We start from the raw sequence: 12,969 nt of genomic DNA on the forward strand, positions 1-12,969 counted from the left end.
TTCAGGCGGGAGTAATGCCGGTGTAGAGGATGGATACGTGCTCGTTGTAGTGTTTCAATCCGCTCCCGCCATTTCAGGCGGGAGTAATTCCGGGTTCATGATCGGCACCAGAGCACCAGCGCCTTGTTTCAATCCGCTCCCGCCATTTCAGGCGGGAGTAATGAAGTCGCGCCGCCGCCCGGCTGGATCGTGATCAGGTTTCAATCCGCTCCCGCCATTTCAGGCGGGAGTAATCCCCGGTCGCCTTGTTGACGGCCTGAAAGTCGCCTTTGTTTCAATCCGCTCCCGCCATTTCAGGCGGGAGTAATTTGTAGTACGGAGCGGGTTGACGATGTGGATCAAAGTTTCAATCCGCTCCCGCCATTTCAGGCGGGAGTAATTTAATTAAAAATGAGGATGTGAGTGATGACACTGGTTTCAATCCGCTCCCGCCATTTCAGGCGGGAGTAATAATAATTCCAGATTTTGACAAACTGCCGAATGCGGAGTTTCAATCCGCTCCCGCCATTTCAGGCGGGAGTAATATACCGCCGCCATCAATTAATCCAGTATGTTTGTCGTTTCAATCCGCTCCCGCCATTTCAGGCGGGAGTAATGCACGTACTGCAGCAGCAGCGGCGCAGCGCCGATGTGGTTTCAATCCGCTCCCGCCATTTCAGGCGGGAGTAATAATAATCAGGCGGCGACATCGACGCTGACGTATCCGTTTCAATCCGCTCCCGCCATTTCAGGCGGGAGTAATGAGCGTCGATGAGATTTTGGCCGTGTGCCGAGGCGTTTCAATCCGCTCCCGCCATTTCAGGCGGGAGTAATGCCCTGATGGTCGGCCTGATGTCGCTGGCGATGGCGGCGTTTCAATCCGCTCCCGCCATTTCAGGCGGGAGTAATGGCATTGCGCCAATGTGCTGATTGGCCGGCCGATTTCGGGCGGTTTGCGCGGATCGGCGGATGAGGCGGTGTATCGATTGGGCGGCCATTGGGAGTGGCCTGATGAATATCCATGTTTTCAAAGAGTTGGTGCTTGCGCGAACCGGTCGGCGAAAGGGCGGGAGCTTGGGGTTCGCGCAGGGCATGGTCAGATCATTAATGGGGCGTCGAAGTCGACGCTGCGGAAGGTGCCGAATTGCTTGACGCTTTGGGCCAGCGGCTCGCGCAAGCGGTAGAAACGCAGATTGTCGGCGTCGAGATCGATTTCTGCCAGCAATGCTCGTTGCAGCGATTCATAGCCGGCGAGGTCGACGCTGCATTCGAAAACGGATTTCTGCACCCGTTGGCCGTAATTCAGGCAGACCTTGGCGACGCGCCGCAGTCGGCGTCGGCCTTCTCGGGTTTCGGTGGAAACGTCATAGGACACGAGGATCAGCATGGAGCCTCCCGCGCTTAGCGCTGCAGATACGGCAGATAGTCCACGAGGTCACCGCGCAGGCGGCGGGCGAGCAGGCGAGCCTGCAGGTGTGCAAGCAGGCCGATCGGTACCGGCGCCTTCAGCAGCGGATGGCGCACTTCTTCCTGCTTGCGCTGCTGATAAGCGGTGATCACGCTGCGGCGGCCATCATCGTTGAGGTATACCGCGCCGCCGGGGCGCTGCTCGAAGTCACGAGTGTCGAGCTGGCCGCGGTTGATCAGGGTCAGCGCCAGGCGGTCGGCGAGTGGCGCGCGGAATTCTTCGACCAGATCGAGCGCCAGGGCCGGGCGGCCGGGGCGCACGACGTGGAGAAAGCCGAGTTGCGGATCGAGTCCGACGCCTTCGAGCGCCGAGCGGCAGTCGTGGGTCAGCAGCGTGTAGAGGAATGAGATCAGTGCATTGAAGCAATCGAGCGGCGGTCGCCGGCTGCGGCGGCTGAAGCCGAACGCGGTGCGCTGCGCCGGTCGGATCACATATTCCAGCGCTTCGAAGTACAGGCGTGCCGCGTCGCCTTCGAGGCCGCGCACGGTATCGAGATCGGGGCTGTGCGGCAGCCGGCGCAGGTGGGCGGCGATCAGTGCTGCAGCCTGGCGCAGTTGCGTGCGCTCGGCATCGTCGTCGGTTTCGCGCGCGCCGCGCAGCAGCAGTTGCCGGCTGTTGCGCAGTTTGCCGGCGACGCAGGTCCGGGCGAGCGCCAGTGTCTGGGGCACATCTGCAGCCGCGGCATGCTGAGCCTGACGCAGCAGGATGTTGCCGTTGACCGGGCCTTCCAGGCGCGCCTTGAAGCGGCCGTTGCGATCGAGCAGCGCGACCGAGCGGCCGTCATCGGCGCAGCGGTGCAGCAGCGCTGGCGTGAGCATCACATCGCCGAAGGTGACGATGCCGCCGAGATGATGCAGCGGCACCTGCAGTTTCTTCTCGCGCTCGATTTCGGCCACCAGCGTGTCGCCTTCGAGCCGCAACCAGGCATTCGGCGTGGTCACGTACAGGGTGTTCAGTAACTGGCGCATCGGTGTTGCCCCCGTGCCGAGGTATCAGCCGTCTGCCACTGGCGGATTTTTCCTCCTGCGGGAGAGGCGTTTTTGTCGTTCATGGCCTGCCGCGGTGTTGCCCGTTGCGGCCGCCTCTTTCTCCGGGAGGTGGCGGCTGCGCAAAACGTTTGAGCAGCGGGCGGGGCGGTGTGGCGCAACGCGTTCAGTCTGCATCGGGGTCGAACAGCTCGGCGCGGGTGCGGGCCTGTTGCTCGCAGGCGCTCACGGCCTCGGGCTGGCAGAGGTCGCGCAGTGAGCAGGCTTCACAACGGGCATCGAACGACGGTGGCGGCAGGTGGCCGCTCATGAGCAGCTCGCGCACCGCAGCAACAGCGGCCTCGGTGCGAGCCCGCAGTGCCGCGTCGATGGCGACTTCGCGGCGGCGGCGCGAGCCGTGGTGATAGATCGCGCCGAGCGGTACCGCCAGCCCAGTCATTTCTTCCAGGCACAGTGCCTGGGCGGCGAGTTGCAGCTCATCGTGTTCGGCCGGGCGGCGGTGGCCGTGCTTGTACTCGATCGGGTAGGGCATGCCGTCGGCGCGAAATTCGACGATGTCGGCCCGGCCGCTGAGGCCGAGCCGACGTGACCACAGCGGCAGGGCGCGTTCGCAGCGCGTACTGCCGTCGACGGTGCTGCCGGGTACGTCGACCGTGGCGTGCACGGCGTCGCCGCGCAGCGTGTGCACATTGTCGTCCCAGGCTTGTTCGAGGTGGATCAGCGCACACTGGCGCGGGCAGTAGCTCCAGTGCTGCAGCGCCGAAATCGCGATCCACTCGACCTCACCGTCCTCGGCCGCGAGGTTCATCGTCAGCCCACCCGCCGCTGCAATATGACGCCGGCAGGCAGTTCCCCGGTGTCGATATCGATGCGGAAGTCACTGAAGTGACGGGCCGGCACGTCCGCGGCCGGCGGCAGTACGCGGATGCGTTCGAACAATTGATGTGCCGGTGCATTGCCGAGTGCCGAGTCATGCTCGAACACATACAGCCCGCGCGTCGCCATCTGCCCGTGTGCTGCCGAGCGATCGTGTTCGAACAGGTTTTCGAGCGCCTGCCACAGCAGCACGAGGTCATCCTCAGAAAACCCGGTCTGCTGCGCCAGATGCGCCGAGATGAAGCCGTGGGCGCGGTACAGGCCGTAGGGCACGGTGAACTTGCGGCCCATCGTGCGGTTGTCGCCGGCTTGCTTCTGCGCTTCCTCGACCCTGGTGACTGCCATGCGTGTGATCGAGTGCTCAGTGGCGATGATCGGGCCGACCGAGCGCGCGAAGGTGAGCTGCACCGGCCCGCGCACCTGACCGCAGTTGACGCCGGTGCTCATCACCGCGCCGAAGGTGCGCACATCGTAGAAATTGGCGCACATCCAGCGTTTGGCCTCGTCCGATTTGTCGCCGCCCTTGCGCTTTTTGTCGTCGGCCGACAGATCGATGCCGAGCGCGGTGTAGGCGCGTTCGTGCTGGGCGTTGAGCACGGCTTTTTCCTTGACGTAAATCTCGAACGGCGGCTGCTCGCCGTGCGTCAGGCCGACGTAGTTGCGCACTTTGCGCTTGAGGCAGACATCGGTGACCAGCCCTTCGCCGGTTTCCGGGTCGAGGCGCGGCAGGTTGCCGGCATCCGGGTCGCCGTTGGGATTGCCGTCCTGAACGTCGAACAGCAGGACGAAGTCGTAGCGTTTCTGGATCGGGGCGTTCATGCGGATTCTCCCTGGCGTGCGCTCCGGTAGGTCGAGGCATGCTGGCGCTGGTGGTAATAGCCGACCGCAAAGCGGCCCTGGTCGGCGAGGCTCAGGTGTGGCGGAAACGGCTGCGCGGCATCGAGGCCGTCAACGATTTCACCGACCAGCGCTTCGAGGTTCCTGGCTCGGCCGGGGTTGTCGAGTTTGCCGAGATGGTGGTTTTTCAGCCGGTTGAGCAGGGGGAACACCGTCAGCGGCGTGCTTGATGCCGCGCCGAAGTAACGGTCGCGAATAGTGGCGTTGAGGCCGGGGCTGGCTTCCTCCTGGATGCGTTCCAGCACCGCGAACAGCCGGCCGAGCCGGTAGCCGACGTTGGTATTGGCGGGATCGAGTGACACGCTCACCTCCTGTCGTTGCGAGTGTTGCGCGCGGGCGGCGCGTACCAGGACCGCCTTGATCAGTGCGGCGCGCGGGTAGTCGACCAGCCGCTCGGCGCGGATGCGGCGCAGCGCCGCCTGCAGCAGCGTCGCCGGGTAGGGCCGGCCTTCGAGTACGGCGCGGGTCAGTTCACCGCCGAGGTTTGGCGGGATGTTCTCGGCCTTGCCCTGCGCAGCGGTGCACAGCAGCAACCGGAACAGGCTCAGCCGGGCGGGCTGGCGCTCGCCGTGGACGATGTCGAGATCGCAGAAGTGCTGGCCGAGGCGGGCGCCGAGGACATCGAGCGTCGCGCTCAGCCAGAAGCGGATGCTGATGCGCGCCGCGTTCGGCGCCAGGCCAAGCACGTGGAAGCGGGTGCCGGCGTGCGCCGGCTGATAGGCGCCGGTTTTCAGTGATTCGTAGAGCGCGCGCAGCTGTTCGGTGTCGCGGTGCGGATCGTCGCCGTCGCCGCTGGGTTCGCCGAGCAGGTCGGCGAAATTGTCCTCCAGCACTTCACCGTCGCGGCTGGCCCAGAACACCGCCGAGGCATCGCCGATCTGCAGCCGCCGGCGTGAGCCGCGTGCCAGCAGGCCCTCATTCAATGCGGTGACGTAGCGCTCGGCGGCGACCTCGCCGATCGGTGCGTTGTGCCCCTGTTTCTTGCCGTAGGAACGGAAGGCATCAAGGTTGAAGGAGACGATGTTGGCGCCGGAGGTCTGCGCGCCCCAGACGCCTTTGATCGCCGGGTGGGTTTCGGCGATGTGCGCCGGTTCGCCGGTGATCAGACACAGGCCGTCGGCGGCGGTGTCGGCATCGAGCGTGGCCCAGGCCGCGCGCACCGCCGGGCGCTGGCAGACCCAGTCGGCATCGCCCTGCAGCTGGAAGGTGAGCAGCGGGTTGCTCTGTGTCCACTCTTGCCACTCGGCCGGGTAGCGTGCCTGTACTTCAGGCAGATGCCCGGCGTAAAAGCGGCGCACGGCGGCGATGCCGGCGTCGGCCTGCAGCGCAGCGGGCAGGGCCTCGATGCGGGCGCGGAAGGCGGCATGCTGCTCGGCAACCCGCTCCGGATTGCCCTTCCCCGGCACCAGCCCGAGTACATAGTCGGCTTTGTCCCAGAGGAAATTGGCGGCGATGCCGACCGTGCGCTTGACGCCGCGTGGCACCTGCCGCGGTGGTGCGGCCAGTTTCTTGTCCTGTTTCTCGCGCAGATCGCGCAGCTGCAGCAGTCGGCCGTCGGCGGCCAGTTCGAGCACGAAGGGGATTTCCTTGAGCTCGAAGCCGATCGGCGCCAGTGGTTGGCGGCCGCTGGCGCGGCGTTCGTAGTAGTCGTGCAGCGCTTGCAGGATCATCCGCGCACCTCCGGGCTGTCGGGCGCCGGTACGTCGAGTACGCCGCCGCGCAGTTGCGCGCGGAAAAAGCGCGGCTGCGGTGCGCTCGGGTCGCTGAAATCGAGGTCGAACAGCGTCCAGCCCAGCTCGGCATCGATCGGCTCGGGGGCCGGCTCGCTGCCCGGATCGTCGAGCAGGCGGAAGGCGCAGGCGAATTCGCGGCAGCCGAGATACGGCTGGTGGAAGCACTGCCCGCGGCTGGCGCGGCGGCGAAACATCTCGCGGTATTTCAGCGGCGATTCGTCGCTGAGCACATCGAGCCGGGCATGCAGGCGGTAGGCGACATCCCGCAGGAACAGGCCGGCGCGCTGCTGGCGCTCGTCTTCGACATACAGCCCGAGCTGACCGTGGCCGCTGCGCATCGCCGTCTGCGCCAGGCGTGTCGAAGCCACGGCACCGACTTCATTGCGGCGCAGGGCGATCCAGCGGATCGGCCGCAGCACCTCGATGCGCTCGACGTACCAGCGCAAGGCCGGTTTCCACAGGATCGCCTCGAACACCGCCCGCGCCGCCGAAGGCGTGATCACGTCGTAGCTGACCCGCTCGACTTTCATTTCCGGCCGGGTGAAACAGGCGAAGTCGCCACGGACTTCGAGACAGAACGTGCTCATGCCACCTCCGTGGTGGATGCGTCCGGGTGCGGACGCGCGGGTTGCTGCAGTGCTGAGGGGGTCACATCACCAGACTCTGCGGATCGTTCGGTCGCTCCTCCAGCGGCACGCCGAGTTCGGCGTCGTAGAGGCCGTCGCGCAGGGCGTAGATATCGGGGCGCAGTTCTTCGAGGTCGCCGCGTTCGAGCAGCTGGCGGAAATGCCACGGCGGCAGGCTGACCGCGTAGCGCTGCAGGCTGCGCATCAGCCAGCGTTGCGGGCCGTCGCGCCGCAGTTGTGCGAGCCAGATGTCGATGCTCTCGTCGCCGTCCGGGCGGTAGCGGACGTAGATCGTGCGGTAGCCGCTGTCCTCATTGTCGATCAGGCGAAAAGCCTCGGCGGCGTCGCGCAGGCGCACGCCGAGCTGGTTGTCCGGCTCCAGCATGGTGGCGATGTCACGGGCATCCAGCGGTCGCTCGCGGTAGAGGCGGGCGAAGAACTGGCGAAACGCCTCCGGCAGCAGCGTCGACGGGGCCTGTTCGCCGATCTGGCTGATGGTGATCTGTTCGGCGTTGCGCAGCAGGCCGCGTGGCGCCGGCTGCGGCGGCACGAATACCACCACTTCGCCGTGCGGCATCTGGCCTTCGCGGTTGCAGCGCCCGGCGGCCTGGGCGATCGAATCGAGCCCAGCCAGCGCGCGGTAGACCCGTGGAAAGTCGAAATCGACGCCGGCCTCGACCAATTGCGTGCTGACTACGCGCAGCGGCGCGGGCGCGCGGGCGCCGCGCTGCGCCTGCAGTCGGGCACGGATGTCGTCGATGACACGGGCACGGTGCGCGCCGCACATCAGCGCCGAGAGGTGCACGCGCCCTTCGCTTGGCAGCAGGTGATACAGCGCGGCGGCGTCGGCACGGCGGTTGACGACGGTCAGCACGGCGTCGTGCCCGGCGAGCGTGGCGGCCAGCGTCGGCCAGTCGCAGCGCTGGTTGAAATCCGCCGGCCAGCGGTAGCGCACACGATCGAGGCGCTGCTGCAGCGCGGCGGGATCGGCCACGATGTCGTGCACGGCGTCCAGCCCGCGCAGCTCGCCACCGAACCAGGACTGTGACGCGAGTGCCGGCTGCGTGGCGGTGGCGATCAGCAGCGTGACGCCGTAATGGCGGGTCAGCAGCCTGAGCACGTCGAGGATCGGCTGCAGCAGCGCTACCGGCAGCAGTTGCGCCTCGTCGAGCACGATGATGCTGTCGATCAGGTTGTGCAGCTTGCGGCAGCGGCTGGTGCGGACGGCGAACAGCGACTCGAACAGCTGCACCGTGGTGGTGACGATCACCGGCGCGTCCCAGTTCTCGCAGGCCAGCCGCGAGCGGGCGTCTTCCTGCTCTGCGCTGACTTCGACGCTGGCGTGATGCTCGACCACCGCCTCCGGGAAGATGGCGCGGAATACATCGGCGGTCTGTTCAATGATGCTGGTGTAGGGGATGACGTGGATGACGCGCCGGTGCCGGCCGTGGTGACGGGCGTGCTCCAGGGCGAAGGCCATCGAGGCCAATGTTTTGCCGCCGCCGGTCGGTACGTTGAGCGTGAACACGCCTGGCGGCTGGCTCGCCGCCGCCCGGCACCAGGCCAGCACTTCGGCGCGCACCGTGTTGACCGGCCCCGCTGCGGCCGTGCGCTGCTTGTGCTGCATATACGCATCGAAGGCCGGCAGCAGCGCCGTCAGCGCAGGAAACCCGTCGCGTGCCGCCGGCCGTTGCGGCTGCATGAAGGCTTCGGTGTCAAGGAAGTCGGCATCGACCAGGCAGGAAAACAGCAGCCGCAGCCACAGCGCGAAGCCGCCTGCTTCGCGCCCTCCCGGCACGGGGCTGCGCGGCTGCTCAGCGTCCAGCAGCGAGGTATCCGTCAGTGCGCTCTTGGTGGCATCGAGCAGGGTTCGCTTGGCGGGACGATCCAGACGAGGGCCGAGGCCGTCATGCCAGTTGTCGAGTCCGCAATGATGGCCGGCGATCAGGTAGGCGAGGATGCGCCCGCGCGTACCGAAGCGGTCGAGCGCGTGCAGTGCGCCGGCGCTCGAATGGTCGATCCGGCCGGAGCCGCCGCCGTCGAGAGCGGTTTCGATGTGCGCTTCAACGCCGTTGACGGTGCGGATGTAGCGCTGGAAGCGTGGCTGATATTTACCCAGGTCGTGCCACAGGCCGGCCAGTCGTGCCCAATCGGCGCCGCAGTGTTCGGCAAACTCCGCGGCCAGCGCCGCGACCGCCTGCAGATGTTCAGCCAGCGGATGATCGACTTGCTCGCTGGCATCGAAGCGGATGTGCGCCAGTGCCGTATGAGCGGACGTCTGCGTCATGGTGTCCCTGCGAGCGTGCTGAAGACGGACACTCAGCGTGACAGCATGGCGACTGCATCATAGTGATGGGGCGCACACGCAGACGGGTTGCAATGATCAGGGCAGGGATATCTCGGCGAGGTGTCCGTAAGCCGTTTTCAGAGCACGTCAGTGCTTGCGGCAGGCTGAGGCCGAATAAAAAAAGGCTTAGGCATCGCAGCCTAAGCCTTTGTTTTATATGTATGGTGGGCCCTGCAGGACTTGAACCTGCGACCTAGCGATTATGAGTCGCCAGCTCTGACCAACTGAGCTAAGGGCCCGGAAAGGGAGGCGCAGTATAGCGGCGTGAGATCGCGACCGGAACCGCCTACTCGATGTCGAGGAAGCTGCGCAGCACCTCGGAGCGGTTCGGGTGGCGCAGCTTGCGCAGCGCCTTGGCTTCGATCTGGCGGATGCGCTCGCGGGTGACGTCGAACTGCTTGCCGACCTCTTCGAGGGTGTGGTCGGAGGGCATGTCGATGCCGAAGCGCATGCGCAGCACTTTGGCCTCACGCGGCGTCAGGCTGGCGAGCACCTCGTAGGTGGCTTCCTTCAGCCCCTCGCTGGTGGCGGCCTCGATCGGTGACATCGCGCTGGTGTCCTCGATGAAGTCGCCGAGGTGGGAATCCTCGTCGTCGCCGATCGGGGTTTCCATCGAGATCGGTTCCTTGGCGATCTTCAGCACCTTGCGGACCTTGTCCTCGGGCATTTCCATGCGCTCGGCAAGCTCTTCCGGGGTGGCCTCGCGGCCCATCTCCTGCAGCATCTGCCGGCTGATGCGGTTGAGCTTGTTGATCGTCTCGATCATGTGCACCGGAATGCGGATGGTGCGTGCCTGGTCGGCGATCGAGCGGGTGATCGCCTGGCGGATCCACCACGTCGCATAGGTCGAGAACTTGTAGCCGCGGCGGTATTCGAACTTGTCCACCGCCTTCATCAGGCCGATGTTGCCTTCCTGGATCAGGTCGAGGAACTGCAGGCCGCGGTTGGTGTACTTCTTGGCGATGGAGATGACGAGGCGCAGGTTGGCTTCGACCATTTCCTTTTTCGCGCGGCGGGCCTTGGCCTCACCGATCGACATCGTGCGGTTGATGTCCTTGACCTCACCGACCGACAGGCCGGTTTCCTGCTCGATCTGCAGCAATCGCTCCTGCGCGGCGCGCACGGTGTCGCGGTGGTGCTTCAGCCCTTCGGCGAACTTCTTGCCGCTGGCGATGTGCGTGTCGATCCAGTCGATGTTGGTTTCGTGCTCGGGGAAACTGGTGATGAACAGCTTGCGGTCCATCTTGGCGTGGGTGACGCAGCAGTCCATGACGACCTTTTCCTCGGCGCGGATACGGTCGACCAGCGCGCGCAGGTTCTCGACCAGCATGTCGAGTATCTTCGGCACCAGCTTCAGCTCCATGAAGCGGTCAGTCATCTGCTGGCGCAGCGACAAGGTGTCGACGTGCTGGGAGCCGAGCGAACCGATGGCCGCGGTGATCTGCTGGTGCAGTTCGCGCAATTCGTTGAAGCGGCGCGCGGCTTCTTCCGGATCGGGGCCGGTGTCGGCGGCCTCGGTGGTCTCGCCGTCTTCTTCGTCGTCGCTGTCGTCGGCTTCGGCCACCACGGCGTCGTCGCCGTCTTCGCTTTCGAGCGCGGCTTCAGGAATCGGCTCATCGAAGCCATTGAAGCCGCTGATCAGGTCGGACAGGCGGGCTTCGCCGGTTTCGACCAGCGCATACTCGGCGAGCAGTTCAGCCGTGGTCGCGGGATAGTGCGCGAGCGCGGCGAGCACCTGGTTCATGCCTTCTTCGATGCGCTTGGCGATCTGGATTTCGCCTTCGCGGGTCAGCAGCTCGACGGTGCCCATCTCGCGCATGTACATGCGCACCGGATCGGTGGTGCGGCCGAATTCACTGTCGACAGCGGCGAGTGCGGCGGCCGCTTCTTCGGTGACGTCGTCGTCATCGGTGTTGGCGGGCGCCTCATTGAGCAGTAGGGTATCGGCATCCGGTGCAAATTCGTGGACTTCGATCCCCATGTCGTTGATCATCGCAATGATGTCTTCGATCTGCTCGGGATCGACGATGTCCTCTGGCAGGTGATCGTTGATCTCGGCGTAGGTGAGGAACCCCTGCTCCTTGCCGCGGGCGATCAACTTCTTCAACTGCGACTGCTGCTGCTCGCTCATGACCTTCTCTTGCACCCGAATGCTGGCGTGAGCCGGTGAAGTGAATCACGCACTATAACACACATTCCCTGCGCCAGTCTCAGCCGGCGCTATCCGATCCTGCGCTGCCCGTTGGCGGCGCACGTAATTCTTCAAGCTCTTCGCGACTCAATGTGTCGCCGCGGGCTGCCCGCTCCAGCAACAACTTGCGCCGGTCGCCACGATCGGCGAGGCGGGCCAGCGTGTCGCGGAAATCCTGTTCGTAATCGAAGCGCTCCTCGGCGATTTCCGGCTGCCAGGTGAGCAGGCGTTCGAGGCTTGACTGTGCTGTCCTGCCGCGGAAACGTTCGACTACCGCGCCCCCGCTGAGGTTTGGGGACGAACGAAAAATTTCAAGAAGCTCAATCAGTAGCGGTATGCCCGGCAGGTCCAGTGCGCGGATTCTGGCGAGGTCGCCGGTTTGTGCAGCCAGCTGCGGACGGCTCAGCAGCAAGGCGATGGCGTGGCGCACCGGGGTGCTGACCAGGCGGCTGTTGCGCGCGATCTGCTGGGTCGGGGCGAGCGCCGGCTGTGCGTTTGCAGCGAGGCCGAGGCGGCGGTTCAGCGCTTCGACACCGAGCTTCGAGAGTTCGCTGAGGCGAGTGACCATCAGGTCGCGGTAAACGCTGTCCGGCAGTTTTTCCAGCAGCGGCCGGGCGCGTTCGGCCAGGCGGGCGCGACCGTCGACATTGCGCAGATCGATGTCTGCGGCCAGATGCGCGAACAAGTACTCCGACAGCGGTTGCGCCTGTGTCAGGCGTTGCTCGAAGGCGGCCTGGCCTTCTCGGCGCACCAGTGAGTCCGGGTCCTCGCCGTCGGGCAGGAACAGAAAACCGATCTGACGGCCGTCGCGTACCTGACCGAGCACGTTTTCCAGCGCCCGCCAGGCGGCGTCGCGGCCGGCACGGTCGCCGTCGAAGCAGAACACCACGTCGGGCGTGACGCGGAACAGGCGCTCGGCGTGTTCGGCGGTGGTCGAGGTGCCGAGCGTCGCCACGGCGTAGCGGATGCCGTGCTGGGCCAGCATCACCACGTCCATGTAGCCCTCGACCACGAGCAGGCGCGGCAGGTGGCGCAAGGCCATGCGTGCTTCGTAGAGGCCGTAGAGTTCGCGGCCCTTATGAAAGACCGGGGTTTCCGGTGAATTCAGGTACTTCGGCTGACCGTCGCCGAGCACGCGTCCGCCGAAGGCGATGGTGCGGCCGCGGCGGTCGCGGATCGGGAAGGTGATGCGGTTGCGGAAGCGGTCGATCCAGGCGCCATCTTCATCGCGGCGCACGACCAGGCCGGCCGCCAGCAGCGTCGTGCGCTCGGCGCCTTCAGTCAGCAGTGCGCGCAGCAGCGCATCACGTTCCGCCGGCGCGTAGCCGATGCCGAACTCGGCCGCCGTCTGCCCGCTGAGTTCGCGGGTGCGCAGGTAGTCGATTACGCTCTGGCGCTGCGCATGTGTGCGCAACTGCTGGCGAAACCATTGGTCAGCCCGTTCGATCCAGCGCAGCAGTTCGGCGTGGCCGGCATCTTCGCCGCTGCGGGCTTCGCGCGGTACTTCCATGCCGGCCAGGCGGGCCAGTTCTTCGACCGCCTCGGGAAAGCCGAGGTGCTCGTACTCCATCAGGAAGCCGATGGCATTGCCGTGCGCGCCGCAACCGAAGCAGTGATAGAACTGCTTGTGCGGGCTGACGAAGAACGAAGGGCTTTTCTCGTTGTGGAAGGGGCAGCACGCTGCGTATTCACGCCCCTGCTTTTTCAGCGGCAGACGCGCATCGATGACCTCGACGAGGTCGATGCGTGCCAGCAGCTGGTCGAGAAAGCTCTGCGGGATGAGACCGGCCATGAACGTAGAGCCTAGTGCGGCACTGCGGAAACGCGAAAACCCGGCTTGTGGCCGGGTCTTCGTGTCACCGTGGG

Annotated in this window: 9 protein-coding genes, 1 tRNA gene and 1 CRISPR repeat array (1 of these 11 only partly in view); all 10 genes read right to left on the reverse strand. The window is 65.6% G+C overall.

Annotated features, from left to right (window positions below):
* A CRISPR array of direct repeats spans positions 1–888; the repeat unit is 37 nt; unit sequence GTTTCAATCCGCTCCCGCCATTTCAGGCGGGAGTAAT (it extends 164 nt beyond the left edge of the window).
* Between the two features lie 187 nt (positions 889–1,075).
* Positions 1,076–1,366 (reverse strand): CRISPR-associated endonuclease Cas2, encoded by a 291-nt coding sequence (cas2, locus tag C7443_RS08855; RefSeq protein WP_110018236.1) that lies wholly within the window; start codon positions 1,364–1,366, stop codon positions 1,076–1,078.
* A gap of 14 nt (positions 1,367–1,380) precedes the next feature.
* Entirely contained in the window at positions 1,381–2,415 is a 1,035-nt protein-coding gene (gene cas1c / locus C7443_RS08860; protein WP_110018237.1) for a type I-C CRISPR-associated endonuclease Cas1c, read from the reverse strand.
* A 184-nt stretch (positions 2,416–2,599) separates the two neighbouring features.
* A complete protein-coding gene (gene cas4, locus C7443_RS08865) occupies positions 2,600–3,241 on the reverse strand; it encodes a CRISPR-associated protein Cas4 (protein WP_110018238.1) in 642 nt (213 codons plus the stop codon).
* Positions 3,242–3,243: 2 nt separating this feature from the next.
* Positions 3,244–4,128, reverse strand: coding sequence for a type I-C CRISPR-associated protein Cas7/Csd2 (cas7c, locus tag C7443_RS08870; RefSeq protein WP_110018239.1), 885 nt, complete (start codon positions 4,126–4,128; stop codon positions 3,244–3,246).
* Positions 4,125–5,876, reverse strand: a complete 1,752-nt coding sequence (cas8c, locus tag C7443_RS08875) for a type I-C CRISPR-associated protein Cas8c/Csd1 (RefSeq protein ID WP_110018240.1) — start codon at positions 5,874–5,876, stop codon at positions 4,125–4,127. Before cas8c ends, cas7c begins: the two co-directional genes overlap by 4 nt.
* A complete protein-coding gene (gene cas5c, locus C7443_RS08880; protein ID WP_110018241.1) occupies positions 5,873–6,526 on the reverse strand; it encodes a type I-C CRISPR-associated protein Cas5c in 654 nt (217 codons plus the stop codon). Before cas5c ends, cas8c begins: the two co-directional genes overlap by 4 nt.
* A gap of 61 nt (positions 6,527–6,587) precedes the next feature.
* On the reverse strand, positions 6,588–8,852 hold the full coding sequence (locus C7443_RS08885; protein ID WP_110018242.1) for a CRISPR-associated endonuclease Cas3'': 2,265 nt from the start codon (positions 8,850–8,852) through the stop codon (positions 6,588–6,590).
* A 222-nt stretch (positions 8,853–9,074) separates the two neighbouring features.
* A tRNA-Ile gene (locus C7443_RS08890) sits at positions 9,075–9,151 on the reverse strand.
* 47 nt (positions 9,152–9,198) lie between these two features.
* Positions 9,199–11,058, reverse strand: a complete 1,860-nt coding sequence (gene rpoD / locus C7443_RS08895; protein ID WP_281279394.1) for an RNA polymerase sigma factor RpoD — start codon at positions 11,056–11,058, stop codon at positions 9,199–9,201.
* Positions 11,059–11,122: 64 nt separating this feature from the next.
* The gene (dnaG, locus tag C7443_RS08900; protein ID WP_110018244.1) at positions 11,123–12,895 is read right to left on the reverse strand and encodes a DNA primase; all 1,773 of its coding nucleotides are present in this window, start codon (positions 12,893–12,895) and stop codon (positions 11,123–11,125) included.
* Positions 12,896–12,969: the final 74 nt, after the last annotated feature.

The organism is Plasticicumulans acidivorans (assembly GCF_003182095.1).
GTDB lineage: Bacteria > Pseudomonadota > Gammaproteobacteria > Competibacterales > Competibacteraceae > Plasticicumulans > Plasticicumulans acidivorans.

Coding starts and splice junctions, on each gene's coding strand:
- cas4 (WP_110018238.1), bottom strand. CDS start 3,241: ATGAACCTCGCGGCCGAGGACGGTGAGGTCGAGTGGATCGCGATTTCG.
- cas1c (WP_110018237.1), bottom strand. CDS start 2,415: ATGCGCCAGTTACTGAACACCCTGTACGTGACCACGCCGAATGCCTGG.
- cas5c (WP_110018241.1), bottom strand. CDS start 6,526: ATGAGCACGTTCTGTCTCGAAGTCCGTGGCGACTTCGCCTGTTTCACC.
- C7443_RS08885 (WP_110018242.1), bottom strand. CDS start 8,852: ATGACGCAGACGTCCGCTCATACGGCACTGGCGCACATCCGCTTCGAT.
- cas8c (WP_110018240.1), bottom strand. CDS start 5,876: ATGATCCTGCAAGCGCTGCACGACTACTACGAACGCCGCGCCAGCGGC.
- cas7c (WP_110018239.1), bottom strand. CDS start 4,128: ATGAACGCCCCGATCCAGAAACGCTACGACTTCGTCCTGCTGTTCGAC.
- dnaG (WP_110018244.1), bottom strand. CDS start 12,895: ATGGCCGGTCTCATCCCGCAGAGCTTTCTCGACCAGCTGCTGGCACGC.
- cas2 (WP_110018236.1), bottom strand. CDS start 1,366: ATGCTGATCCTCGTGTCCTATGACGTTTCCACCGAAACCCGAGAAGGC.